General features: G+C 41.7%; 24 protein-coding genes. 16 read left to right on the top strand and 8 right to left on the bottom strand.

Going from position 1 to position 26,959, the window contains the following annotated elements; translation table 11 throughout:
• Nucleotides 1–30: 30 nt before the first annotated feature.
• A complete protein-coding gene (locus tag L2096_RS06095; protein ID WP_004937117.1) occupies nucleotides 31–501 on the bottom strand; it encodes an Lrp/AsnC family transcriptional regulator in 471 nt (156 codons plus the stop codon).
• Between the two features lie 403 nt (nucleotides 502–904).
• Here L2096_RS06095 and L2096_RS06090 point away from each other — a divergent pair, with 403 nt between their 5' ends.
• Nucleotides 905–2,344: a DcaP family trimeric outer membrane transporter gene (locus L2096_RS06090; protein ID WP_215901039.1), complete on the top strand. Its 1,440-nt coding sequence runs from the start codon at nucleotides 905–907 to the stop codon at nucleotides 2,342–2,344.
• 345 nt (nucleotides 2,345–2,689) lie between these two features.
• Here L2096_RS06090 and L2096_RS06085 read toward each other — a convergent pair whose 3' ends face one another.
• The 5 genes from L2096_RS06085 to L2096_RS06065 all read right to left on the bottom strand — a co-directional run bounded on the left by L2096_RS06085 (nucleotide 2,690) and on the right by L2096_RS06065 (nucleotide 7,307).
• Complete coding sequence (locus L2096_RS06085) at nucleotides 2,690–3,433, bottom strand: amino acid ABC transporter ATP-binding protein (RefSeq protein ID WP_004937114.1); 744 nt, start codon at nucleotides 3,431–3,433, stop codon at nucleotides 2,690–2,692.
• A 13-nt stretch (nucleotides 3,434–3,446) separates the two neighbouring features.
• Nucleotides 3,447–4,124, bottom strand: a complete 678-nt coding sequence (locus tag L2096_RS06080) for an amino acid ABC transporter permease (protein WP_004937112.1) — start codon at nucleotides 4,122–4,124, stop codon at nucleotides 3,447–3,449.
• 2 nt (nucleotides 4,125–4,126) lie between these two features.
• Nucleotides 4,127–4,969 carry an amino acid ABC transporter permease gene (locus L2096_RS06075; RefSeq protein WP_004937110.1) on the bottom strand — a complete coding sequence of 281 codons (843 nt, stop codon included), beginning with the start codon at nucleotides 4,967–4,969 and terminating at the stop codon, nucleotides 4,127–4,129.
• A 98-nt stretch (nucleotides 4,970–5,067) separates the two neighbouring features.
• The gene (locus tag L2096_RS06070; RefSeq protein WP_004937109.1) at nucleotides 5,068–5,961 is read right to left on the bottom strand and encodes a transporter substrate-binding domain-containing protein; all 894 of its coding nucleotides are present in this window, start codon (nucleotides 5,959–5,961) and stop codon (nucleotides 5,068–5,070) included.
• Between the two features lie 581 nt (nucleotides 5,962–6,542).
• Nucleotides 6,543–7,307: a glutathione S-transferase family protein gene (locus L2096_RS06065; RefSeq protein WP_227265636.1), complete on the bottom strand. Its 765-nt coding sequence runs from the start codon at nucleotides 7,305–7,307 to the stop codon at nucleotides 6,543–6,545.
• A gap of 378 nt (nucleotides 7,308–7,685) precedes the next feature.
• Here L2096_RS06065 and L2096_RS06060 point away from each other — a divergent pair, with 378 nt between their 5' ends.
• From L2096_RS06060 to L2096_RS06025, 8 genes are all read left to right on the top strand, one after another.
• Complete coding sequence (locus tag L2096_RS06060; RefSeq protein ID WP_151795877.1) at nucleotides 7,686–8,897, top strand: SfnB family sulfur acquisition oxidoreductase; 1,212 nt, start codon at nucleotides 7,686–7,688, stop codon at nucleotides 8,895–8,897.
• A gap of 10 nt (nucleotides 8,898–8,907) precedes the next feature.
• Complete coding sequence (locus L2096_RS06055) at nucleotides 8,908–10,131, top strand: SfnB family sulfur acquisition oxidoreductase (RefSeq protein WP_250365058.1); 1,224 nt, start codon at nucleotides 8,908–8,910, stop codon at nucleotides 10,129–10,131.
• Entirely contained in the window at nucleotides 10,131–11,543 is a 1,413-nt protein-coding gene (locus L2096_RS06050) for an LLM class flavin-dependent oxidoreductase (protein WP_250365057.1), read from the top strand. Before L2096_RS06055 ends, L2096_RS06050 begins: the two co-directional genes overlap by 1 nt.
• A 15-nt stretch (nucleotides 11,544–11,558) precedes the next feature.
• A complete protein-coding gene (locus tag L2096_RS06045) occupies nucleotides 11,559–12,392 on the top strand; it encodes a MetQ/NlpA family ABC transporter substrate-binding protein (protein ID WP_250365056.1) in 834 nt (277 codons plus the stop codon).
• 10 nt (nucleotides 12,393–12,402) lie between these two features.
• The gene (locus L2096_RS06040) at nucleotides 12,403–13,470 is read left to right on the top strand and encodes a methionine ABC transporter ATP-binding protein (RefSeq protein WP_149929869.1); all 1,068 of its coding nucleotides are present in this window, start codon (nucleotides 12,403–12,405) and stop codon (nucleotides 13,468–13,470) included.
• Nucleotides 13,451–14,110: a methionine ABC transporter permease gene (locus tag L2096_RS06035; protein WP_250365055.1), complete on the top strand. Its 660-nt coding sequence runs from the start codon at nucleotides 13,451–13,453 to the stop codon at nucleotides 14,108–14,110. The genes L2096_RS06040 and L2096_RS06035 overlap by 20 nt, the downstream gene beginning before the upstream one ends.
• 99 nt (nucleotides 14,111–14,209) lie before the next feature.
• A complete protein-coding gene (ychF, locus tag L2096_RS06030) occupies nucleotides 14,210–15,301 on the top strand; it encodes a redox-regulated ATPase YchF (protein ID WP_250365054.1) in 1,092 nt (363 codons plus the stop codon).
• A gap of 168 nt (nucleotides 15,302–15,469) precedes the next feature.
• Nucleotides 15,470–16,081 (top strand): superoxide dismutase, encoded by a 612-nt coding sequence (locus tag L2096_RS06025; RefSeq protein WP_025095952.1) that lies wholly within the window; start codon nucleotides 15,470–15,472, stop codon nucleotides 16,079–16,081.
• 258 nt (nucleotides 16,082–16,339) lie between these two features.
• On the opposite strand, the gene L2096_RS06020 is transcribed toward L2096_RS06025, so the two are convergent.
• Nucleotides 16,340–17,269 carry a LysR family transcriptional regulator gene (locus L2096_RS06020; RefSeq protein ID WP_250365053.1) on the bottom strand — a complete coding sequence of 310 codons (930 nt, stop codon included), beginning with the start codon at nucleotides 17,267–17,269 and terminating at the stop codon, nucleotides 16,340–16,342.
• A 134-nt stretch (nucleotides 17,270–17,403) separates the two neighbouring features.
• Here L2096_RS06020 and L2096_RS06015 point away from each other — a divergent pair, with 134 nt between their 5' ends.
• The 4 genes from L2096_RS06015 (at nucleotide 17,404) to L2096_RS16095 (ending at nucleotide 21,017) form a co-directional block, all read left to right on the top strand.
• Nucleotides 17,404–18,267 carry a type 1 glutamine amidotransferase domain-containing protein gene (locus L2096_RS06015; protein WP_250365052.1) on the top strand — a complete coding sequence of 288 codons (864 nt, stop codon included), beginning with the start codon at nucleotides 17,404–17,406 and terminating at the stop codon, nucleotides 18,265–18,267.
• Between the two features lie 10 nt (nucleotides 18,268–18,277).
• Nucleotides 18,278–19,435, top strand: a complete 1,158-nt coding sequence (locus L2096_RS06010; protein WP_076032640.1) for an iron-containing alcohol dehydrogenase — start codon at nucleotides 18,278–18,280, stop codon at nucleotides 19,433–19,435.
• 69 nt (nucleotides 19,436–19,504) lie between these two features.
• Entirely contained in the window at nucleotides 19,505–20,491 is a 987-nt protein-coding gene (locus L2096_RS06005; RefSeq protein WP_250365051.1) for a zinc-binding dehydrogenase, read from the top strand.
• A 280-nt stretch (nucleotides 20,492–20,771) separates the two neighbouring features.
• Nucleotides 20,772–21,017, top strand: coding sequence for a hypothetical protein (locus L2096_RS16095; protein ID WP_171063730.1), 246 nt, complete (start codon nucleotides 20,772–20,774; stop codon nucleotides 21,015–21,017).
• A 54-nt stretch (nucleotides 21,018–21,071) separates the two neighbouring features.
• Here L2096_RS16095 and L2096_RS05995 read toward each other — a convergent pair whose 3' ends face one another.
• Nucleotides 21,072–21,545 (bottom strand): hypothetical protein, encoded by a 474-nt coding sequence (locus L2096_RS05995; RefSeq protein WP_004937076.1) that lies wholly within the window; start codon nucleotides 21,543–21,545, stop codon nucleotides 21,072–21,074.
• A gap of 285 nt (nucleotides 21,546–21,830) precedes the next feature.
• Here L2096_RS05995 and purT point away from each other — a divergent pair, with 285 nt between their 5' ends.
• Genes purT through dapC form a run of 3 tightly spaced genes read left to right on the top strand, consistent with a single transcriptional unit; the run spans nucleotide 21,831 to nucleotide 26,935 of the window.
• A complete protein-coding gene (gene purT, locus L2096_RS05990) occupies nucleotides 21,831–23,048 on the top strand; it encodes a formate-dependent phosphoribosylglycinamide formyltransferase (protein ID WP_111813031.1) in 1,218 nt (405 codons plus the stop codon).
• Between the two features lie 28 nt (nucleotides 23,049–23,076).
• Nucleotides 23,077–25,743, top strand: a complete 2,667-nt coding sequence (gene glnD / locus L2096_RS05985) for a [protein-PII] uridylyltransferase (protein ID WP_250365050.1) — start codon at nucleotides 23,077–23,079, stop codon at nucleotides 25,741–25,743.
• A gap of 22 nt (nucleotides 25,744–25,765) precedes the next feature.
• Nucleotides 25,766–26,935, top strand: coding sequence for a succinyldiaminopimelate transaminase (gene dapC / locus L2096_RS05980; RefSeq protein WP_250365049.1), 1,170 nt, complete (start codon nucleotides 25,766–25,768; stop codon nucleotides 26,933–26,935).
• Nucleotides 26,936–26,959 lie beyond the last annotated feature (24 nt).

Below are 26,959 nucleotides of genomic sequence, written 5' to 3'. Positions count from 1 at the left end.
TATGAAACGCACCGCACAGGTGCGTTTTTTTTAAACTTTATTGAGTAGCTTATAACAATTAAAGACGTTGTATTCTTTAATCACAAAACTTGAATGTAAGGCTACGACATTATCAATTTTACCAATCCGGCGTAGCAAAATATCACTGTAATTATCCATATCACGCGCAACAAGTTCTAAAATAAAATCTGCGCTCTGCCCTGTAACCAAAAACGCATTGGTAACTTCCGGGATATCCTCAAGTTCAGTTAAAAACTTATCAAAAGTTTCGGTATCGTGTTTGCTCAAAGAAACTTGAAGCAAAATATGTAAAGAAAATCCAAGCTTAACAAAATTAATGTCACGCTTGAGATTACTCATGATTTTGGATTCAATTAAATGCTTGATCCGTCGATGCACTGAACTGACCGAGAGGTTAATCCGTTCTGACAACTCATTCAGGTTGAGGTCTTCATGGGTCAATATCTCAAGAATCTGTTTGTCGTAACGATCAAGCTCCATAACTGTTCCCCACTTATCTTTCATGATTTTAATGACTTCTGGCCATTGTATTGTAGTTTTGAGCATTCTCAAAAAATACATTCACTTTACAGTGAAAAGTACATATAAAAAAATCGAACGAGCTTGTAAAAATTTCATCTAAGACGATGCTTGACCTGAAAGTGTAAAGTTAAGTATCTTTTTTGTGCTTTAAGTAAAATATTTCAAAATATTGCTTCTTTTTAGACCTTAGTAATATTGACTTGTAACAATAAAATACAGGATTATTAAGCGAAGCTACATTGAAGTAGTTTTTTTAGACAAAAGGGAACGTTTATTAACAATTTTTAAGGAATTGGCATTCTTTTTGTTATGTAAATCCCAAAAGTAAGTTTTACTTTTTTTAATAATTAACGGAGTTATCGTGAATAAACTTAAAACTTTAGCCCTTAGCATGGGTACTATCGGGCTATCCTCTCTCGCCATTCCTGCTTACGCAGCGAGCAACACTGAAGTGGATGCTTTACGAAAAGAAGTCAATGAACTTAAACAGTTGGTTCAACAATTATCTACACAGCAAAAAGCTGCACCTGTCGTGATGGCTCCACCACCAGCTCCAGCGCCAATGGTTGCCGCAGCACCAGCACCGAAAGCACCAAGTAATGCAAAACCAGGCTGGTTCACGTTACCTGATGGTCAAACACAAGTTAAACTTTACGGTAGTATCCGTGGAGATGCAACTTATGACTTTAAAGGTAACCCATCACCAAACATCAACAACAATACTAACTCTGTTCCGTTAAATTCAGCAAATGCTACCAAAAACAATCTTAACGTTTCTGCAGCGACAACTCGTTTTGGTTTCGACTTTTCTCGCCCGACAGATCTAGGTGAGTTAACAGGTAAAATTGAAGCTGACTTTGCAGGCGGTATTGCGGCAGACAGTAGTTCAAGAACAACCAACGGTAATGGTTCGCTACGTGTTCGTCACGCTTACTTCTCACTTGGAAAATGGTTAGTTGGTCAAACCACTTCTCCATTTGTTAACACTGACACAGCACCTGAAACAGTCGACTTTAACGGCCCTATGGGTTATGGCTCTACACGTACTGTACAAGTACGTTACACTCAGCCAATCGATGCCAACCAAAAAGTATTACTAGCAGTTGAAGGTGGTGATGTTGACAACTTCAATAGCGCTACCACAGTCAGTGGAGTGAATACCAATACTTCTGGTGGTAACCGTTTACCTGCTTTGACAGCAAGATATGACTACACTACCGCCGATAAGAAAGGTTTAGTACAAGTTCATGGTTTAGTCCATGAAAACCGTGTTTCATTTGCTACAGCAGCAAATGATACAGGTACAAATGTTGACGAAACCAAGCTTGGTTGGGGCATCGGAATTGGCGGCAAATATAGCTTAACACCTGCTGATACATTATTTGCGAACTATTACCACGTTAAAGGCGATAATCGTTACTTGCTATACGGTAACTCTGCATATGTAGCAACACTTAACGGTACAGCGACAACCAATTCAACAGACGTGAGTATTTATGAAAGTGAATTTAACTCGGGCTTAATTGGTTATTCGCACAAATGGTCACCAAAGTTACGTTCAACTTTAGCTGCAGGTGCAATTTGGTATAAGGACAATGATAATTTTGCAGTCAAAGCACCTAATTTGAATAAGCAACTTTATAACGTTATCGTAAACAGTTTCTACACTCCTACGAAAAACGTAGATTTAGGTGTGGAATATACTTATGGTCAACGTGAAATTTTTGCTGATAAAACCGCAATTACCGATAATAAAGGCGACTACTCGCGTCTTAACTTGATGGCGAAGTATAGCTTCTAATTTAAGCTAAACGAGCATCTAAAAAACCCTGCATATGCAGGGTTTTTTAATACGCTTTAAAACGAAACTATAAAGATAATCAAGTTACTTATAAAATAAGACGTATCATTGCAACTAAACTGTCTTTTGATTCATCTATCTCATGTATACGTTATGAGCGCTTTAATACTCAAATCAAATCGCTTAACTACGCTTATATTTTTATTTATGTTTTAGCTAAGCGATTAAAAGCTGCAATCAAATTAAAGTTGCGGACAAAACTCTGTTTTAAGATTTGCAAAGTTACTTTTTAAATAAAAAACCCAGTCACTTGACTGGGCTTTTTTAATGCTTGTGCTAAGCAGATTAATGCATGGCTTGAATTTTGTCTAAGAATAATTTGGCACGTTCATGACGTGCATCAAGATTACCAAAGAACTCAGATGTTGGGCAATCTTCAAGAATCATGCCTTGATCCATGAAAATTAATCGGTTTGAAACTCTTTTCGCGAAGCCCATTTCGTGTGTCACACACATCATGGTCATCCCTTCGTTAGCGAGTTGAACCATTACATCTAACACCTCACCCACCATCTCTGGATCGAGTGCGGAAGTTGGCTCATCAAACAACATACAAATTGGGTCCATTGAAAGACCGCGTGCAATTGCAACACGTTGCTGCTGACCACCAGAAAGCTGACCCGGGAATTTATCCTTGTGTGCCAAAAGCCCCACTCGGTCTAAATATCCCAACCCCTTTTTGCGAGCTTCTTCTTTCGAGCGCTTTAAAACTTTAACTTGTGCCACAGTCAAATTTTCAAGCACAGTCATATGCGGAAATAACTCGAAATGCTGAAACACCATTCCCACACGCGAACGGAATTTTGCAAGATTGGTTTTCGGATCACGTAAAGAAGTACCATCAACAAAAATGTCGCCTTTTTGAATTGGCTCTAATGCATTTACGGTTTTAATTAATGTTGACTTACCTGAACCAGATGGTCCGCACACTACTACCACATCGCCTTTTTCAATACTGGTTGTACAGTCAGTGAGTACTTGGAAATCACCATACCATTTAGAGATATGTTGGATGTCTATCATTGGCATTTAAAATCTCCAATTAGCGAATAATGGCAATTTTTTGCTGTAATCGTTTTACAAGTCTTGAAAGCAAGAACGAACTACAGAAATAAACCACTGCTACAATTAAATAAAAGGTTGCTTTTGTTTCAGGACCATAAGTATTGGCAAGCGTGTCGGCACGACCTAAGAAGTCTGGTGCACTAATTACATAGACCAATGACACATCCTGAAAAAGAATAATGGTTTGGGTCAACAGTACAGGTAACATATTACGAAATGCTTGTGGTAACACCACATATTTCATCGATTGACCATAAGTAAAACCGAGTGCATAACCTGCATTGACCTGTCCGCGCGAAACGGATTGAATACCTGAACGCACAATTTCCGAGAAAAACGCAGCTTCAAAAATTGCAAACGTAATGACACTCGAAAACAGTGGCCCCCAATACGTATCAGACTGGAATTCAAATACTTTTGGAAGTAAAAAGTAAAAGATAAAAATAACCTGAATCAGTGGAATACCACGAAATAGATCCACGTAGAATTTAGCAAAGTTACTTGCCACAACGTTATTCGACAGACGCATCATGGCCAAAGGTGTACCGATGATGATACCGCCTAGCATCGCAAGCACTGTAACGGTTAAGGTAAAAACAAAACCTTCTTTAAGTGCATTGATAACATCAGGAGATTGTAAAAGACTGAAATCCATGGTTATTTCCCTCCCGAACCTAGGCCAGGAACTGCCATACGTTTTTCAATCCACGCCATAATAAATTTGATGGTGTAAGTGATGATCAGGTATACAGGCGTTGAAAGAATCAAAATAATAATATCTTGAGACGTTTCTTCGCGCATGGTTTTGGTATAAGCGAAAAAATTGAGTACACTTAGCGCATATAGAACGGCTGAGTTTTTAAACACGTTCATTGCTTCAGACGTAATCGTCGGCCATACCGTGCGATAAGCAACGGGTAAAATCACATAGCGATAACTTTGGCCTGTGGTAAAACCCATTGCAGATGCTGCAAATTTTTGGCCACGTGATACCGTGTTGATTCCGGCACGAATATGCTCTGATACACGCGCAGCAGTATATAAACCGAGTGCAAAAACACCAATAACCGCAGGATGATCATTCAGCAGGTTTTTCCACCATCCACCGGCAACAACTTCTCCGCTCCCAGAGCTAAGTGTGGCTGGTAAAAGTTCAGGAAAAACGAAAGCCCAAAAGAAAAGTTGAACAATTAATGGGATATTACGGAAAATCTCAACGTACGTATCACCAATTAAAGCCAATGGCTTATTAGGTAAGGTACGTATAATTCCAAGTAAAGAACCCAAAAAGAATGCGATAAAGAATGCAGCAATTGCAGTCCATATCATGGTTAAAACACCTGAACCTAACATTTGAAGCCATGTTGGTGCATCGGCGTATTGAGAATAACTTGAGCTGCCTATCGCTTTACAGACCGATTCCGCCCAAGCTGCTTTTTCGACACTAAATTCGTTCGATTCAGCACAGAATACAGTCCAGTTTAATGAGCCGACTGACATAAATGCCCCTTTTTAAAATATTAAAAATACAGCATGCATACAGTACACAAGTTACTGTATGCAAAATGGTTAGCTGCAAATCAAAAGAGTTTTAGGGCTTAAATGCCTTCATCAGTCGGATGTGCTTTCAATTTCTTGAAAGAAGCACTTTGTGCCATGTTTAGATTGGTATTTTTAGGTGGAATTGGAGACTGGAACCATTTTTTATAAAGTTTATCCATTTGACCTGATTTCCACATACCAGTTACGGTGCGATCCGCAACCGCTTTGAATTTCGGATCATCTTTTGCAATCATGATGCCATATGGCTCAGAAGATAATACAGGGCCAACAATTGCAAATTCTTTCGGGTTAGATGATTTTGCAATCAAACCAGCCAAAATATTGTCGTCCATCACAAATGCTGCTGCACGACCAGATGCCATCATTGAAAATGAGTCTGCGTGGTCTTTACCATAAATGTTTTGCACATTGATAGACTGACCTTTTTCATTCATTTTGATGTATTTGTCTGACGTTGTGCCTTGAGTGGTCACGACAGCTTTACCGTTCAGGTCAGCCAAGCTCTTAATACCTGAATTTGCTTTGACTGCCATACGCACTTCTGTTGCGTAGTAGTTTGTAGAGAATCCTACTTGCTGTTGGCGTTGTTTGGAGTTAGTGGTTGTACCACATTCCATGTCGATATTGCCTGCAAGAAGTTCTGGAATACGTGTAGACGATGTAACTGCTTTATATTCGACTTTCAAATTCGGCATTTTAAGCTCTTTCTTGATGTCGTTTGCGAAAGCATTACAAATATCTACCGCATAACCCACTGGTTTACCTGCGACAACATAGGAAATAGGATCCGATGACTCACGGTGTCCAATAATAATTTTTCCACTGCTTTTAATTTTAGCCAAAGTATCCGCAGCTTGAACCTGAGTTGCTCCTCCAACTGTACAAATCATTAATGCCGATACAATTAGTGAGGTTGCAGAATGTTTCATAAAAACTCCTTGATTATATTTCGCTAAATTCTAAGACAGTTGTATATTATTCAACCTACCTAAAAAATAGCTCTCCTTTCATTTAAAGCAATTATCAAGCCAACTTTTAATTGTTGCTTATCATCGACCGATTCCACTATTTTTACATGCTTTCTTATCCTAATTGAAAGCACTTCATACAGTTTTTCGCTAGACTTTAGTCTTAGCTTTGATTGCTTTAGATTATTTTAACGCCAAAATCTTTTTTTTAAAGTTTTATTTTCAAAAAAATGTGATTTAAATCACATTAAATTAAATTATTTGCATCTTTTTAGTGCCAGCTATATTCAGCATGCATCATTTTGAATCTATGCATTTTTTGCATATAAAGTGAACGAAATATCAAAAAAACTATCATCACAAAATAAAATAATGAAAATAAATTTCAATCATTGTTAAGCTATGCTTATTAAGCAGCACAAAGCAAAATCATTTGCGTACAAATGATTGAATACAAAAATATTATTGATTTTGTATTCAAACGTTTAAATCTTTAACTCAGTGGAAATTCCTTATTTTTGATGTGCCCTCTTGGATTGGCATTACATACCACGCCAATCCACTCTGGCATTTCGTTCGGTTTCATAAATTCGCTGTACATATTGCCCCAAAGGCAAACTTAGCAGGTAGGTTTTATAGGTATCGAGTTCGGGCGAATGAAATTCAGTATTTTCCACTTCCCAAGGTGTACCATTTGGATGCAGTAAAGGCGCCAAAATGGCACATACCGCTATATCAGCTAATCCAAGACGATCACCTACCATATAGCGTCCGTAGTTTTCGACTAAACTATCATTAAGTAGTAGTACAAGCTCATCTAGACGCGCCTTAGACTGGGCAACTTTATCTTGTTCGAGTTCGTAACTTTTTTTGACCAGAGTCTTAAGAATTGGTTTTGAAAATTTTTCAAATTGACGCAAGTAGCCCTGCTCTCCCATCATGATTTCAATCGGTTCATCACTGTAAGACAACGCATGTGCCAATGACCAACGGCGAACATGAATCCCAAGCTCGTCTGCAAGTTGATCAATTTCTAAGGCTGCGCGTCGTTGTGCAGGATCTTTTCTCAGCAAGGAATGTTCAGGGTAAGTATCGTCAAGATACAGTGCAATCGGAGTCGATTGAGCAATCCATCTTGCATCATCTTTTAGAATGGGTAGCTTATTTTGACCTGTTTTTAACTGTGCGAACGCACGATGAAAACCAGGAATCAAATTATGAGCAACATAATCAAGCTCTTTGTGATCCAGTAACCAGCGAGCTTTCTCACAGTAATGAGACAAAGGGAACTGGTATAAAACCCGCATAAAAACTCCAAATTATTTTTTTAGTCAACCAAATGTAAAAAACATTGTTTTGCCTTGTTACTTTAGAATTAAGCGCGCTTTAAAACAATGTACTTTTTGTGCCAAATCTCTGTCTAAATCACCTATTGCCGCGATATGAAAACTATGATTTTTTATTCAAAGCATATGAAGTGGATCGATAAAAATAGATATTTAAGATGTAATTTAATAGATGAATTAATATAAGCAATTGAATTTAAAAAACTTGTTAAATATGAAAAAGTGATTTTCTTAGCTGAAATAAAACTTAGCATTTTTATCGATTAGTTTTGACAAATACATCGTTTAAAAAAGCACAGAATTTTACCTAAAGTATTGATATCAAATAAGGGTATCAATATGTCTGAGTTAAGTTCGTTATCTAAACGCTCGGTTCACATTCTTAAAAACGACCAACAAGCATTAAACGCGGCCTATCAAGTTGCTGATGAAGCACTTGTAAACCGAAACATACGAGATCAACAACGTATTTTGCCGTATGAGGCAATTGAACACTTGAGTCAAAAAGGCCTTGGCGGTATTCGAATTCCTAAACGTTACGGTGGTGCTTTTGTATCAAATAAAACTTTAGCTCAGGTATTTCGTATTTTAAGTAAAGCCGATTCTAATGTTGGCCAAATCCCACAAAATCAAATCAGCCTGTTAAATTTAATTGATTTAATGGGAAATGAAGAACAAAAAAAACGTGTATTTGGCGAAATACTGGCAGGTAAACGCCTCGCCAACGGCGGGCCTGAACGCCAGAGTAAAGACAGTAAAACCGTTCATACGACGCTCATACAAAATGGAGAAGTTTGGGTCTTAAACGGCGAAAAATTTTATTCTACGGGTAGCATTTTTGCAGATTGGCTGGCAATTAAAGCTCTTCACCCAGAAGGTCATGTGGTTCTTGTATTGGTTAATCGCTTTACAAATGGGATCGAAATTGAAGATGACTGGAATGGATTTGGTCAGCGCACCACCGCAAGTGGCACAATAAAACTCAATCAAGTACACATCGATCCTGCACTTATTTTTGATGAGCGTTTATTGACACAAGCTCCAAATTATAGAGGTGCCTATTCGCAACTGATGCAAGTCGCAATCGATGTCGGAATTGCTGAAGCTGCATTTACTGATCTTATATCAGCGGTAAAAAAAGCGCGCCCAGTTATCGATGCCAATGTTGAAAAAGCCAGTTTAGAACATTTCACCATTCAGGAAACAGGCAAGCTTCAAGTTTTACTTGATGCCGCGATTGCATTACTTGATGATGCTGCCGAGTATTTGGATGAACTGGATTCACAATTCGAAGTGACGGATGCACAGGCTGCCCGCGCCTCTATTTTGGTGGCAGAAGCCAAAGTCTATGCCAATGATGCAGCACTAACGATCTCTGAAAAATTACTCGAACTTGGTGGTAGTCGTGCCAGTTTAAGTCAGCACAATTTAGATCAGCACTGGCGCAATGCCCGTGTACATACGCTGCATGATCCTGTGCGCTGGAAAATCCATGCGATTGGCAACTATTACCTCAATGGCGTCTTCCCTGCACGTCATGCATGGATTTAAGGAGAGCTTCATGACATCTTATCAAGCAATCGCATCTTTTAATTCATCAAACTCCACACAGGCACATATTATCCGAGACGATGCCGAGGCACTTTCAATTGCCACCACATTGAGTGAGCGTTTTAAAGAAAAAAGTGTGCAACGTGATGCCGAGCGGATTTTGCCTTTTGAGGAAATTGAGCAATTTAGTCAGTCTGGCCTTTGGGCAATTACCGTACCAAAACGCTTTGGCGGTGCAGATGTTTCTAGCCTGACAGTGGCAAAAATCATTGCACTGTTTAGTGGCGTTGACGGCTCGATTGGACAGATTCCTCAAAATCACTTCTATGCCCTTGAGGTACTTCGTAATACTGGTACCGAGCAACAAAAGCAGAAGCTCTATAAAGAAGTATTGCAAGGCGCACGTTTTGGCAATGCACTTGCAGAATTTAAACCCAAAACAGCGGCTCAGAAACATACAACGATTACAGCCACCGAGAATGGTTATTTGATTCAGGGTGAAAAGTTCTATTGCACAGGCAGTTTATTTGCACATCGTATTCCAACTTTGGTCATAGATGCGCATGGTCGCGAATACTTGGCTTTTGTAAAACGTGAAAGTCAGGGATTGAGCCTTGTTGATAACTGGAGTGGCTTTGGACAACGTGTGACAGGCAGTGGTGCGGTAAAATTTGATAGTGTTTTTGTTGCTTATGACGATGTTATTCCCTTTGATGTAGCCTTTGATCACCCGACACTGGTTGGCCCTTTTGCACAAATCATGCATGCCGCGATTGAAGTCGGAATTGCCCGTGCCGCGTTCGAAGAAACGCTAAAGCGCGTCCATCAAGCCCGTCCTTGGATTGATTCAAATGTTGATACCGCGGCGCAGGACCCACTCACCATTTACGATGTTGGACGTATTGCAATTGATGTAAGAGCAAGTGAAGTCTTACTCAAACGTGCAGCTCAATCAATCGATACGGCACATTTAGACACCACAGCAGAGCATGTTGCATTAGCTTCATTGGCAGTTGCGAAGGTCAGAGCGCATAGTACTGAAACCGCACTTAAAGCCAGTTCGAAACTGATCGAACTTGCAGGGAGTCGTGGTAGTCAGCGTCAAGATGGACTCGACCGTTTTTGGCGTAATGCACGGGTACACACGCTACATGATGCTGCGCGCTGGAAATACTTTTTTATTGGCAATTATGCATTGAATCAAATTTTTCCTCCACTACGAGGGACATTGTAATGACAAATAAAACACACAAACACATTTTACTGAATGCTTTTGACATGAACAGTGTCGGCCATATCAATCATGGCTTATGGACTCATCCGCGTGATCAGTCGCATCGATTTAATGAGCTGAGTTACTGGACAGAACTGGCACAAACACTCGAACGCGGATTATTTGATGGCTTATTTATAGCCGACATCACAGGGGTATATGATGTTTATCAAAATAATATCGATCTCACGTTAAGAGAATCAATTCAGCTCCCCAGCCATGATCCAACGACGTTGGTCTCGGCAATGGCAGCCGTCACACAACATTTAGGCTTTGGGGTTACAGTGAATTTGAGCTACGAAACGCCCTATCAGTTTGCACGGCGCTTTGCTTCACTCGACCATCTCACGCAAGGGCGTATTGGCTGGAATATTGTTACAGGCTATCTAGATAGTGCGCAACGCTTAATTGGGCAGTCTGCACTTAAAGATCACGATCTGCGCTACGATCAGGCAGAAGAGTTTTTAGCACTCTGCTACAAATACTGGGAAGGCTCTTGGGAGTCCGATGCACTGCTCAAGGACAAACAACATCGAGTTTTTACAGATCCACACAAGGTACATTCGATTCATCACTCTGGGCGGTTTTATCAAAGTGAAGGTGTATTTCAAGTTGCACCTTCGGTGCAGCGCACGCCAGTGTTGTTTCAAGCAGGCGCCTCTTCAAGAGGAATGGCCTTTGCGACTGCCCATGCCGAATGCATTTTTATTGGTGGCGACCAACCCGACAAGATCAAACAAAATGTCGATAAAATTCGTGAGCGCGCCAAACAGCATGGGCGCCATCCAGACGATATCAAGATTTTTGTCGGCATTACCGTGGTCACTGCCGAAACAACGGCTGAAGCACAAGATAAACTGGCGGAGTATCGTCGCTATGCTTCTCCCGAAGCTGGGCTTGCCCATTATGCAAGTTCGGTCGGTATCGACCTATCGAAATATGCCGATCATGAGGTGGTTCCCTATCAAAAAAGTAACAGCATCGCTTCGGTAAATGAAAAATTTAAAACCCAACAAATCACCATTCAGGATTTAAAAGATCAACACGTTTTAGGTGGGCGTTACCCACTGATTGTTGGCAGTGGTGAAGACGTGGCAAAACGACTGATTGAGCTGGTCGATCAAACTGGCGTAGATGGATTCAATTTAACGCGTACCGTCGCACCAGAGTCACATCATGATTTTATTCAATACGTGATTCCTGAGCTGCAACAACGAGGCCGTTTTAAAACTGCATATAATGAAGGCTCGTTACGTCAAAAAATTTCAGGACACGGCGATTTGCTTCCATCGACGCATCCCGTCGAGCAATATCGATGTTCACCTTCCACACATTCATTCAATTTAAATCAACACGAAAAAATTAGAGCATAATTCTTGGAGTCTTCGATGGCACAGTCATCTTCATCAAAAAAACTCATTATTCTTGGGGCATTATTTGTTATTTTAATTGTTGGGCTTGTAATCTGGAATCAAAATAGACAAAGTCAGCATCAAGAGTTAGTGATCGGTATTAGCCCTCCTTTTGCTCACCCGCTGCAAGCGGCAGCCAAAGAAGCTGAAAAACAAGGGATTCATGTCAAGCTGGTTGAGTTTTCCGACTGGAATACGCCAAACATCACTTTAAATAATGGCGACATTGATGCCAATTTCTTTCAACATCAGCCTTTTCTAAGCAATGCAATTAAAGAAGGTGGTTATAAACTCAAAGCTTTTGGTGTGGGCGCAGCATCTCACGTCGGATTATATTCCAAAAAATATAAGTCACTGGATGAACTACCGCAAAATGCACGTGTTGTGGTTCCGAATGATCCAGTCAATCAAGGGCGTGCTTTGCTCTTACTGCAGCAAGCCAAACTGATTCAGCTTAAAGATCCAAACAATTACTTGTCTAAACTAAGTGATATCACAGTTAATCCAAAAAATCTGAAATTTATTGAAGTTGAAGGCCCTCAAACTGCACGTGCAATTGATGATGTCGACTTGGCATTTGGCTATCCACACTATTTGCGTTTGGCTAAAACAGCCGATCCAAATAGTGCCCTACTTTTAGACGACACAACCAATAAACGTTATGCCATCTTGTTTGTGGTCCGAGATGATTATGAAGATAAAGACGGTAAGCTGAAAAAATTTATTGAGATTTATCAAAATTCACCGGCGGTAAAAGCAGCCATCGATGAAGACATTGGACCAAAACTTTGGTTCCCAGGTTGGGTCTAGGAGGTTAATCATGGTTAGTTTTGGATCACAGGTTGATTTCTCACCGCCACATATTCAGATTCGTGCACTCAATAAAACCTATACATCGAATGGTCAGACTGTGCAGGCGCTTAAAGCCATTGATCTGGATATTCCACAAGGCAAAATTTTAGGCGTGATTGGAAAAAGTGGTGCTGGAAAATCATCTTTGTTACGCACGCTAAATGGACTAGAAACACCGAGTTCTGGCTCTATTAAAATTCATCAAGATGAATTAACCACACTTGATCACGCACAGCTCATTCATCTGCGTCAGAAAATTGGCATGATTTTTCAGCATTTTAATTTGATGTCGGCCAAAACGGTGTGGGACAACGTGGCGTTACCGCTTAAAATTGCAGGTCTAGATAAAGTAGAAATTCAACGCCGCGTCGATGAGGTTTTGGGCTTGGTCGATCTGGCACATAAAGCCGGGCAATATCCATCACAGCTCTCCGGTGGACAAAAGCAGCGTGTCGGGATTGCCCGAGCGCTGGTGCATCATCCTGAAATTTTACTGTGTGATGAAGCCACATCGGCGTTAGATCCTGAAAGTACCGCCACTGTTCTCTCCTTGTTAAAAAAGATTAATCGGGATTTAGGCATTACGGTGGTTCTGATCACGCATGAAATGCAGGTCATTCGTGAAATTTGTGATCAAGTGGTGGTTATAGATCAAGGGGAAATTGTCGAGTCTGGTTTGGTCTGGTCAGTTTTTTCAAATCCAAAGCAAAAAATCACTCAAGAACTGCTGAATCTTGAACAACTCAATTTACCTTTTACGCTTTACGAAGCGCCACAAGATCACTTAACGCATCGAATCATTAAAGTTCGTTATCAAACCGATCTTAAGCATCCCCCAAACTTAACCGATTTGCTGAGATTACTCGGGTCGCATACTTCTTTGTACCAGAGCCATGTCGATACTGTTCAGGATCACTTAATTGGTACATTAATTTTAGCCATACCAAAGCAAGCTTTTGATGCGCAGGTACTAAAACAACTGTCTCATTTTGTTTTTGATGTGGAGGTGATTGGTTATGCACAACCAACTTCTTGATTTATTACTCACAGGTACACTGGATACCTTACTAATGGTAGGCGTATCCGCTTTACTGGCATTTTTGATTGGTTTACCGCTCGCCGTTTTACTGGTGATGACCTCTGAACATGGGATCTATCCTTCTATTAAAATTAATCAGCCCATTGGCTGGGTCATTAATATTACCCGCTCTATTCCCTTTTTAATTTTAATGGTGGCGCTCATTCCAGTAACGCGCTGGATTGTCGGTACCAGTTATGGTGTGTGGGCGGCTGTTGTTCCACTTACACTTGCTGCAATCCCCTTTTTTGCGCGCATTTCCGAGGTCAGTTTGCGTGAGGTCGATCAGGGCCTGATTGAAGCTGCACAGGCCATCGGCTGTAATCGCAAACAGATCATCTGGCATGTACTCCTACCAGAAGCCATGCCTGGCATCGTGGCGGGTTTTACCGTTACTGTGGTTACCATGATTAATTCTTCGGCAATTGCAGGTGCCATTGGTGCAGGTGGTTTAGGCGATATCGCTTATCGTTATGGCTATCAGCGTTTTGATCTGACTATTATGTTTGCCGTTATTTCAGTTTTGATTGTATTGGTGATGCTGATACAAGCCACAGGCGATGCGCTTTCCAACCAACTCGATAAACGCAAAATCTAAACTTCTTTATGATTCACACTTCGCCATGACCTGACTTTGTCATGGCTTTCATGTAAAATCAGCCTCAATTTTTACATTACACTTTTTGTGAGTCATTTCATGGGTTTTAATTGCGGTATTGTGGGTCTACCAAACGTCGGTAAATCAACGCTTTTTAATGCATTGACCAAAGCAGCGATTGCAGCAGAAAACTTCCCGTTCTGTACCATCGAACCAAACACCGGGATTGTTCCTGTTCCAGATGCACGCCTAGATAAACTTGCAGAAATTGTAAAACCACAACGTATTATTGCAACCACAATGGAGTTTGTGGATATTGCTGGTTTGGTTGCGGGCGCATCGAAAGGTGAAGGCTTGGGTAACCAGTTTTTGGCAAATATTCGTGAAACTGATGCAATTGCGCACGTGGTACGTTGTTTTGAAGATGAAAACGTCATTCACGTGAATGGTAAAATCGATCCGCTAGACGATATTGCCACCATCAACACCGAACTTGCACTTGCCGATTTAGACACTGTAGCAAAAGCTTTGCTACGTTTGACCAAAGTTGCAAAAAGTGGTGATAAAGAAGCACTTGCAACTAAAGCCGTGCTAGAAAAAATTCAGCCATTGTTAGATGAAGGCAAGCCAGCACGCGCAGCCGACTTAAGCGATGATGAGCGTAAACTGATTCGTGGCTTTGGTTTAATGACCTTAAAACCAACCATGTATATTGCGAACGTTGCTGAAGATGGCTTTGAAAATAACCCGCATCTTGATGCCGTTAAAAAATTAGCAGCAGAAGAAAATGCGATTGTCGTGCCGCTATGCAACCAGATTGAAGCCGAAATTTCATTGCTAGAAGATGAAGATCGTGCCGAATTTTTAGAAGCTATGGGAATGGAAGAACCAGGCCTGAATGTTGTAATTCGTGCAGGTTATGCCCTACTTGGTTTACAAACCTACTTCACTGCCGGTGTACAAGAAGTACGTGCATGGACCGTAAAAGTAGGTGCGACTGCACCTCAAGCAGCCGGTGTGATTCATACCGACTTCGAAAAAGGTTTTATTCGTGCAGAATGTGTTGCCTATAACGACTTTGTTCAGTACAACGGCGAAGCAGGTGCCAAAGAAGCGGGTAAATGGCGTCTTGAAGGTAAAACCTATGTTGTTCAAGACGGTGATGTGCTGCATTTCCGTTTTAACGTATAAAATATTCGTTCAAAAAAGGCCAGCTCATGCTGGCCTTTTTTAAATTTACAAACATTTATTAAATAATAATTACAATGATAATCATTATCAATATATTTACATATTCTAATCCATCGCCTAAACTCACATGGAAAGAACGACTTAAAATATCTCAAAGGACAACACCCCATGGCCTATAGCTTACCTGCACTGAATTATGCCTATGACGCACTTGAACCGCATATCGATGCCAAAACGATGCAGATTCATCACACCAAGCATCATCAAACTTATATCAATAATATCAACGCTGCGATTGAAGGCACTGAATGGGAAAAACTGTCAGTTGAAGATCTGGTTGCAAAGGTGCATGAGGTACCAAGCGATTTAAAACATACAGTGATCAATAATGCTGGCGGTCATGCCAACCACAGTCTGTTTTGGACGATTATGAGCCCTCAAGGTGGTGGTGAACCCCATGGCCCTGTGTCCGATGCAATACGACAACAATTAGGTGGCTTTGATGCATTTAAAGAAGCTTTTACCAAAGCCGCATTATCTCGCTTTGGCAGTGGTTGGGCATGGCTCAGTGTGACACCACAAAAAACGCTGGTGGTTGAAAGCAGCGCCAATCAGGACTCACCACTCATGCATGGCAACACGCCTATTTTGGGTCTTGATGTTTGGGAACACGCTTACTATTTACAGTATCAAAATCGTCGCCCTGAATATATCGCGGCATTTTATCAAGTGATTGATTGGGATGAAGTCAATCATCGTTATCAGGATACATTGAAATAAGGAGTTAACTCATTTGTACACAACAACAGGTCTGTATGAAATGCCCCTTTTTCATGTGTTTCGATTGCTGCTTGGTATTTTGATTTTAATCACAGGACTGGTAATTTTAATTCTTCGTTTAATATGAGCGATTGATCCTCTGTGCTGGATTGCGATTTGTTTATGCTGCTTCAAAATGCAATAAAACATCATGCAGTCCAGCTTTTATAGCTTCAATTTAAAAGAAGGCGTAATAGAATAGTTTAGCTATGCAAATTTTCATGATACATGATGCTGGAGTGCTGCAATTTCCTGCATTAAAAAATCTACAAATATACGGATTTTTGCAGACATGTGCCGATTTTGTGGATACAAAATAGAAAAGCGCCGAGTCCTAGGCGTTAAAGTGCTAAGTACCTCAACCAATTCGCCGCGCTCAACTGCTGGTTGTGCGATAAAGTGATAAATCTGAAACAAACCACCTCCTGCTTTTGCCCATGTCAAACACCCCATAACATCATCATAAACCCGTCGACGACTTTTAAAGCCGTAATTGAAATCATTGCCGTGGCTATCTTTAAAAATCCATGGCATGGCGCGGCCTGTACTGGGCAGAATAAACTGAATGCACTGATGCTGATCAAGCGCTGCAACCGTTCTGGGTTCAGCATACTGTTGTAAATATTCAGGGGCAGCAAAAACGCCCAAGGTTGCATCTTCAAGCGTACGCGCAATGAGTCGGGAGTCTTTGGGAATACCCAAACGAATGGCCAGATCAAAACCTTCTTCCACAAAATCGATGACTCGATTGGAGATATTTAGCTCAATTTCAATTTGTGGATATTTTGCCTGAAATTTAGGCAGCAGAGGCAGAAGCCGATAATGAGCATACGGTGTTCCAACACTAATCCTTAATGTACCACTTGGACTGTGCTGATCGCCTGTAATCATGCGCTCTACTTCTGAAATTTGCTCCAGTGCCTGCTGACAGTGTTGATAATAGAGCTCCCCTTCACACGTTAGCTTAATACTACGTGTGGTTCGCGCAAAAAGGCGCACACCGAGCCTTGCTTCCAAGCGTCCGATAGAACGGCTGACTGAAGCCGGTGTAATGCCCAAACCTTCTGCCGCAGCAGTAAAACTTCCCAGCTCTGCCGCTTTACAGAACAATTCTATACTGGCCAATTGGACCGAATCAAAATGTCGCATTTATTCTCTGATGTAATAAATAAATTACCATTCGGTTAATTTATCTTTATTTATCACTCTAATAAAGTTGCAGTTACAAAAGATGCCTGATTTAAGGCTGAAATAACTGCAACGTATTTGGTTAGTGAGAAAACATGTTTCTGTCACGTTTATTTCGTATTTTTGCCTTGTTGCTGGTGGGTGCGGCATCATTCACGCACGCCGCATCTAAAGGTGAAGTTCTGGTGTTACTCTCGAGTGAAACCGAACTTCCACTACAAGGAAAGAAATCGTTTCCGTCGGGTTATTATGTCAATGAGTTTGGTGTGCCAGCCGATGCCCTCATCAAAGCAGGATACACCCTGACAATTGTCACCCCAAAAGGCAATGTACCCAAGCCAGACGTCCGCTCGATTGATTCGGTCTATTTTGGAAAAAATCGCAATGAAATGCTGCGAATCAAAAAATTGACTGAACAATTGACTCAAGCGCAGAACGTACGTTCATTACAAGATGTGATGCAACATGGGCTTGATCGCTATTCAGCTATTTTTATTCCGGGTGGACATGCACCACTCATTGACCTAGCGAATAATCCGATGGTGGGTACCACCCTGCAACACTTTCATCGCAAAGGCAAACCGACCGCAGCGATTTGTCATGGCCCGATTACCCTATTAGCTGCGCAAAAAGATCCTAAGGCATTTGAACAGTCACTGATCCAAAATCAAAAAATGAATGCTGAGGGTTGGATCTATCATGGTTATCAAATGACCATTTTCTCGAATGAAGAAGAACACGTGTTTGAAAACTCACTTCACGGCGACAAATTACACTATTACCCAGCCAACGCGATGAAAAAAGCAGGCGGCAATATGCAGTTTGCCAAGGCATGGCAACCACATGTTGTGATTGACCGTGAACTGATTACGGGTCAAAACCCATATTCAGACCATGCGCTCGCCCAAGCGTTACTTAAAGCACTTGCTACTCAAACCCAACATTCACCTAAAATCTAGAGGAATCTCCATGCAAAATTTCACATTTTACAACCCAACAAAAATTGTATTTGGTCAAAATTCTGTCGAACAGCTTGAGACGTTAATTGCTTCCGACGCGCGCATCATGATGATTTATGGCGGACAAAGTGCGGAAAAAACAGGAACACTCAAAGAAATTCGTGATGTGTTAGGGCACCGTATTGTAAAGGAATTTGGTGGTGTAGAACCAAATCCACGCTATGAAACACTTATGCGCGCAGTAGAGCTAATCAAAAGCAACGATATTGATTATTTGCTTGCTGTGGGTGGCGGTTCTGTCATTGATGGCACCAAATTTATCGCAGCGGCAGCCTTGTACACGGGCGAACCATGGAACATCCTTAAAAATCAGGGTGCCGACGTAGAACAAGCACTGGCATTTGGTTGTGTACTGACGCTACCGGCTACTGGTTCTGAAATGAATGCGGGCGCTGTAATCACCCGTGGTGAAACTCAAGACAAACTGTTTTTTAACAGTACCCATGTATTTCCGCAGTTCTCAATTCTTGATCCGCTTAAAACCTATACTTTGCCAGAGCGTCAATTGGCCAATGGAGTAGTCGATGCCTTTACCCATGTCATGGAACAATATCTGACTTATCCAGCAGGCGGTTATATTCAGGATCGAATGGCCGAAGGATTGTTACAAACCCTGATTGAAATTGGCCCACGTGTTTTAAGCGCTGAAAAAGACGATGAAGCACGTGCCAATTTAATGTGGGTAGCAACCCTTGCACTGAATGGTCTAATCGGTGCAGGTGTCCCGCAAGACTGGTCGACACATATGATTGGTCATGAACTCACCGCACTGTACGAGATTGACCATGCACGTACACTTGCCGTGGTGTTGCCAGCAAACCTAAGTGTAAGACGCGAAAGTAAAGCGGCCAAGTTACTGCAATATGCAGAACGTGTATGGCAGATCCGTGAAGGATCAGAGCAAGCGCGTATTGATGCTGCCATTGAGCAAACCAAAGCATTTTTTAAAGCAATGGGAATTCCAACTCAACTTGGCGATTATGACTTAGGTAATGAAGCAATCGACAAGGTTGTGGCTCAACTTGAGCATCATGGTATGACCGCTTTGGGCGAACACAGTGATGTGACTTTGGCAATCAGTCGTCAAATTCTTGAAAAAGCACTCTAATAGAGTGCTGTCTACTCCCATGAGAATTTTAATGAATGATAGTCACTACTTAAGACCGAGGAAAATCACATGAAAGCATTAGTTTTAACTCAAGTCGGAACACCTTACACGCTGCATGTCGAAACCGATATCGAGATACCCGAACCCGCTGCTGGTGAAGTTCGTATCAAAGTGATGAGTTCGAGTATTAATCCGGTCGACTACAAGTTTGCCAAAAACGGTACAACTCTTCAGTTACCCCATATTTTGGGAATTGATGCTGCTGGTATTGTCGATGCTGTAGGGCATGACGTCACCACTTGGAAAAAAGGCGACCGAGTCATCAGTCTAACCAATTTATGGCGCTGGGGTGGTTTTGCAGAATATGTCGTGGTTGATGCAAATAGTATCAGTGCAATACCGGAACAGTTAGATTTTAATGCGGCCGCGACAATCCCATGTGCCGGTATTACCGCTTGGCAAGCGTTAAATCGTAAGGCACCACTTCATGCAGGTCAGCGAATTTTGGTGAATGGTGCGGGTGGCGGTGTCGGTGGTTTCGTTGTGCAACTGGCTAAGCTTATGGGTCTGGAAGTGTATGCTACTGCCTCTAGCGAACCAAAACGCATCAAAGCACTTGGCGCTGACCACATCATCAATTACAAACAAGACAATATTGTTGAACGTATTCATGCGCTCACTGAAGGTCGCGGTGTAGATGCGGTGATTGATTTGATTTCATCTGAAACGTCTCTACAACTTGCAACAGTGCTGCGTCATAACGGTCATTTGATTTCGGTATCAGGACGGATTGATCAGAACCCAATTCCTTCTTTTACCAAAGCGATTTCAATTCATGAAGTGGCTTTAGGCTTTGCCTATCAACACGGCGATGATGAAAATCTACGTGATATTGCTGCTGGTGGTGAATTCTTAGCTGCGCTTATGGCAAATGGCAAACTCGACCCGATGATTCAAAACGTGATCACACTAGATGAGTTGGAAAATGGTTTGCATCAGGCCGAGCACGGCAAAACACAAGGCAAAGTAGTGATCGAAATTGCCAAAGCAAGCTGATGGTCATTGATAGTAAACTACGTTCATATAGCGAATACGTTGGCTGCATGAACGTATTTAATTTATGCATAAGCGAACTTTTTGACAAACAAATATAAAGTATTTGAAAGCCAACTTCACATCAAACGTGATGAAGCTTAACCTGATATTAAAAGCAAAATTAAGACAAATAAACAACAAGAAAACTCATCTTTTGATCAACAAATTTTTAATTTAATTATGAATAAAACAGATTAAGCTCAGAAACAGGCACTAACGCCCCATGAATAGAAGATATACAATGAAAAAGATTTCAACGGTACTGCTTGCGGCTTCTTTCGCGATGTTAAGTGCCACCGCTTTTGCTTGTCCTAAAGGCACTGAATTACAAGGCGGAACTGGCCCACACCATAAAGGTGGAAAATGTGTAGCAGTTAGCGGTAAAAAAATGGCCGCGAAAACCGACAAGAAAATGATGGCTGAAAAAAGCAAACCAATGACAACGGCAATGCCTGCTAAAACTGAACCAGCAAAAACCAAATCTTAATCAACATATTGAATATAAAAAAGCGAGATCAACTCGCTTTTTTATTTATATCGTTTATCGCTTCGGATCTGTATTACCCAATGCAGGATTAGCTATCGCATCTTTACATTGTGCTTTGTCTCGCTCGTAATCAGCTTGTCGCTGCGCAAGTGTGGAGCTACCCGTGATCACTTCACGTGACCATGTATCCAGTGAAGTCAGTGCTTTGCGACATAAAGCATACTTGCCCTCTGTAACTGAGTCAGTCATTTTGACATTAATGCGCCAGTCGGTACTAAGCTTACGCAATGGCTTTCTTACCTGCTCTTCAATCTCATCTTTTTTGCCATCATAAACAATAGGATCGATTTGATTGATCAGCTTCCACGCTTCATTTGCATAGGTTGTTGCATCATTGGTCAATTTTGGTGCAGCTTTAATTTCAACTTTTTCTTTTGAACCTGATGTATGGTCTTGGCTACAACCAGACACAACCAGTCCAAATAAAACACATGAAATTAAACCAGAAGTTTTAAGCGTTGAGATCATTATCCACGATTATCCATCTGAACATTCGGCTCTATGCTAGTGAATTAAGCGATAATACTCAATCATTGATTTACTTTATCAATGCACTAAATTCGTTCATTTAAGATGGACTTAAATGATGACAGACAACTGTTCAGACTTACGTTAGTTTTCTAAGTGTTTCGCACTTAAATACCTCAATCTATTAGATTATTTATTAGACAACAAAAGTCACTAATTTATGTGAATCAAGGCGTCAATCCAGTAAAAGTTCTGTTATGCTTAAAAGCCCTACTTCTTGCATGGATGATTCGCATGAGCGTCACAATTGGTACTCCCCTTCAATCTTCTGCATTTAAAGTGTTACTGTTAGGTTCGGGAGAACTTGGTAAAGAGGTTGTGATTTCATTACAGCGTCTTGGTGTCGAAGTTCATGCGGCAGATCGTTATGATCATGCACCAGCAATGCAAGTAGCGCATTATTCTTATACGCTCAATATGGCCGATCCGGTCGAACTTAAAAAACTCATCGAAGACGTTAAACCGCATTTGATCGTGCCTGAAATTGAAGCAATTGCCACTGAAGTATTGCTTGAAATTGAGCGTAATCAAACTGCAACCGTTATTCCATCGGCAAAAGCAGTCAACCTGACCATGAACCGTGAAGGCATTCGACGCTTGGCTGCTGAAGAATTAGGTTTACCAACCTCAGCCTACCGCTTTGCCGAATCTTTAGAAAGCTTCAGGGCAGCCTGCGATGACATTGGTTATCCAAACTTTGTAAAACCTGTCATGTCGTCATCCGGTAAAGGTCAATCACGAGTTAAGAGCTTTGAAGAAGTCGATGCTGCATGGGAATATGCACAAACCGGTGGTCGGGTAAATCAGGGCAAAGTGATTGTAGAATCTCAAATTGATTTTGATTTTGAAATTACCCTACTCACCGTACGTGCCAAAAACCCTCAAACAGGCCAAATCGAAACACATTACTGTGACCCGATTGGGCATCGCCAAGACGCAGGTGATTATGTTGAAAGCTGGCAACCACAACCAATGACAGATGCGGCGCTAGCAGAATCTAAACGCATTGCAAATAAAGTCACCACAGCACTTGGCGGTTGCGGTATTTTCGGTGTTGAGCTGTTTGTCAAAGGTGATCATGTCTGGTTTAGCGAAGTATCACCACGTCCACACGATACTGGGCTGGTTACGCTTGCTTCACAATTTCAAAGCGAATTTGAATTACATGCGCGTGCCATTTTAGGGCTGCCTGTAAACACAGCGCGCCACAGCGTAGCGGCCAGTGCCGTGATTTATGCAGGTACAGATGCAAATAATTTAAGTTTTGATCAGCTCAATACAGCACTGTCGCATCCAGATACGGATTTGCGCCTCTTTGGTAAACCAGAAGGCTTTAAACGTCGCCGTATGGGTGTTGCCACTGCACGCGCTGAAACGACTGACGCAGCTCGCACATTGGCACAGCAAGCAGCCGATCAGGTTCATGTTGTACTTCCTGAATAATCATTCAATTTAATATGAGTCCATTTTTATGATTATTACTTCACCGCTGCTGGATTATGTCACCAGTCATCACGATATCAAGGCAATTAATCAATGGCGTGCAGATGTCGAACAGCAGATTCAGGAGTATTATGAAAATGGACACTCCATTCGTGATGTCGTCATTGCACGATCTAATCTGATTGATGAAGCCCTGATATTTTTGTGGAAACATGCCGGGCTTGATCAATCACGTTTGGGGCTTTTTGCAGTGGGTGGCTATGGCCGAAAGGAAATGCTGCCCTACTCCGATGTCGACATCATGATTTTGGCAGAAGATGAAATTGATCCAGAGCTAGAAAAACAGATCTCGACATTTATTTCATCGCTTTGGGATGTAGGAAATTTTAAACCCGGCACCAGCGTTCGTACTATTCAAAACTGCGTTGAACAGGCCACCAATGATCTGACCGTTGCAACCACGCTGATTGAAGCGCGACTTATTACCGGCAATCCAGATTTAGCTAAATGGCCCCGCCGAATTGTTTCACAAACCTGGACCGACAAAACCTTCTTCGATGCCAAAATGGCAGAGCAAGCAAAACGGCACGCCCAGCACAATAACACCGAAAGCAACCTTGAGCCTGATATTAAAAATGCACCTGGTGGCATTCGCGATATGAATCAAATTGGATGGATCGCAAAACGCCATTTCCGTGTGAATCGGATCTATGATTTGGTGCATTTAGGCTTTATTACCGAGTACGAACTCAAGATTCTTGAGGAAGCAGAAAGCTTTTTATGGGAAATTCGTCATCACTTGCACCGACTCAGCAAACGTGATGAAAACCGGCTACTGTTTGATCATCAGCGTGAAATTGCAGCCAAATTTGGATATACCCGCCTTGACGGTCAGCCAGCCAACTATGCGGTTGAACAATTTATGAAGCGGTACTACCGCACTGCCCAGCAAATTTCTACACTCAATGAAATGCTATTGGCTTATTTTAATGAATCAGTCATTACGCCTCGACTTCCCAATTACGAGCGTAAAATCGAAGAAATTAATGAAAATTTTAAGCTCGTAGACAAAAAACTTGCCGTTCAGCATCATAAAGTTTTTTCTGAGAATCCGAGTGCTATTTTAGAGCTTTTCTATTTGCTGGCCAATCGTCCAGAAATTGAAGGAATTCGTGCGCGAACCTTGCGCTTATTAATTATGGCCGCAAAGCGTATTGATCAAGAATTTCGAGACAATCCAGCGCATCAAGCCCTATTTATGGCCATTATCCGCTCGCCATACCGCCTATACGACACACTGGTCGATATGAAACGTTATGGAATTTTGGGTAATTATATTCCTGCGTTTGGTCAAATCATGGGCCTCATGCAGTACGATCTATTTCATATCTATACCGTCGATGCGCATACTTTATTGTTGATTCGTAATCTTAATCGATTCAAAGAAACTGAATTTGCACAACACTTTCCAGTGGTAAGCTCCGTATTCCAGCGTTTGGCACGTCGTGATATTGTCTATCTGGCTGCTATTTTTCACGATATCGCCAAGGGCCGTGGCGGTGATCATAGTGAATTGGGTGCAGAAGATGCGATCGAATTTTGCCGAGCGCATGGTTTCACCGAACGTGAATGTAAACTGGTCGCATGGTTGATTCAAAACCACTTGTTAATGTCGCTCACTGCACAGAAAAAAGATATTTCAGATCCAGATGTCATTAAAGAGTTCGCTGAAAAACTCGGTGACATGGAACATCTTGACTATTTATATACACTTACCGTCGCTGATATTAATGCCACCAATCCAAAGCTTTGGAATACTTGGCGCGCCTCATTAATGCGTCAGTTATACACGTATTCACGTGATGTGATTCGTTCAGGTTTGGGCCGCCCAGTCGACTATCAAATGCTGATTGAAGACACCAAGTTTACTGCGAGTGAAATACTGGTCAATGAGTTTTCACTTGATGCAGTCGAACGGGTCTGGCAAGAGCTTGGTGATGAATACTTCCTCAAAGAGTCAGCAGATGAAATCGCGTGGCATACGCGTGCTATTTTGCTTCACGGCGATAACTCCGCACCACTGGTGTTGCTTCGTGCACACCGCCAATCTGCACAAGACGCGGTACAAATCTTTATTTATACACAAGATAAGCCTAACCTTTTTGCCACCACTGTGGCGGTGTTAGATCGTATGAATCTGGATGTACAAGATGCACGGATTATTACTGCCACCAAAGCATTTAGTTTAGATACTTACTTGGTCTTAGATCGTTTTGGCACCCTGCTCACCGATCCAGACCGAGAGCACACTGTAAAATCGGCTTTGGTGCAGGCACTGAGTCAATCTGATAAATATCCTGGACTAATGCAGCGCCGTATTCCGCGTCAATTGCGCCATTTTGACATTGAAAATACAGTAGATGTCACACTCAATGAAGCACTGCAACAAAATATGGTGGAAATCTCAACGCTTGACCAGCCGGGCTTATTGGCTCGTGTAGGTGGCTTGTTTATGATGCAAGGACTAGATATTCATTCAGCAAAGATTGCGACACTGGGTGAGCGCGCTGAGGATATTTTCTTTGTCACCAAAAAAGATGGCCGACCGATGACCACCGATGAAGCCACTCTGTTTGCAGCGCAACTAAAATCTGCACTAGATGAGGCTTCGAGCCAAATCGCGATTCAACATTAATATTTTTACTGGTAACTGTTTCATGAACGCTAGCTTGTCTTTACTGCACCCTTACCCATTTGAAAAGCTGAATGCCCTTTTTAAGGATATTACGCCCGCAGACCTCCCGTTAATTCCATTATCGATTGGGGAGCCAAAACATCCTGCACCAGCTTTTGTAAAACAAGCAATCGTGGAACATTTTAATCATCTTTCAACCTATCCAAACAGTAAAGGTTTGCCAGAGCTACGTGACAGTATTGCAAATTGGCTACAGCGTCGTTTTAAACTAAATCAGATCAGTGCAGACTCACAGATTTTACCAGTCACAGGTACACGCGAAGGAATTTTTTCTTTTGTACAGGCGCTGATCAATCGTGACGAAACACCTTATGTGGTCATGCCTAATCCTTTTTATCAAATTTATGAGGGTGCAGCATTACTTGCCGGCGCAAAACCGTATTTCATCAACTGTACAGCAGAAAATGACTATTTAGGTGACTTTGATGCCGTTCCTGCCGAAGTGTGGGAAAAAACAGCTTTGCTGTTTGTGTGTACACCTGGAAATCCAACAGGTGCAGTACTCTCAAAAGAGAAATTTAAAAAACTGATTGAACTGTCAGATCAGTATAATTTTGTGATTGCATCAGATGAATGCTACTCAGAACTCTGGTTTGACCAGCCACCTGTCGGCTTATTGGAAGTATGTGCCGAAATTGGGCGCGATGACTATAAAAACTGTATCGTTTTCCATTCGTTATCCAAGCGTTCAAATTTACCGGGTATGCGCTCTGGTTTTGTGGCGGGTGATGCAGCATTGCTCAAGCCTTATTTACAGTTCCGTACCTATCATGGTGCGGCAATGCCGGTTCAACATCAATTGGCTTCTATTTACGCATGGAACGATGAAGTACATGTTGAAGAAAACCGCCAGCAATATCGCGCGAAATTCGACATGTTTCAGTCAGAATTAGGCGGTTTGCTACCGCTTCAAAAGCCTGATGCGGGTTTTTATTACTGGTTGCAAGTCGATAACGATGAAGCCTTTGCCAAAATGCTGATGGAAAAAGCCCACATCAAGGTTTTGCCAGGTCGTTATCTTTCGCGTGATACTTCAACAGGTAATCCGGGTGAAAATCATGTACGTATGGCATTGGTCGCAGATCTGGCACAATGTGAACAAGTTGTGGCACGATTAAAGAAAATTTTATAATCAATCAAGCTTAAAAAAAGCCTC

This window comes from Acinetobacter sp. ACZLY 512 (assembly GCF_023614015.1).
GTDB classification, from domain to species: domain Bacteria; phylum Pseudomonadota; class Gammaproteobacteria; order Pseudomonadales; family Moraxellaceae; genus Acinetobacter; species Acinetobacter soli.
Note: the sequence above shows the minus strand (reverse complement) of the source record. Positions and strands in the feature narration are given on the sequence as shown.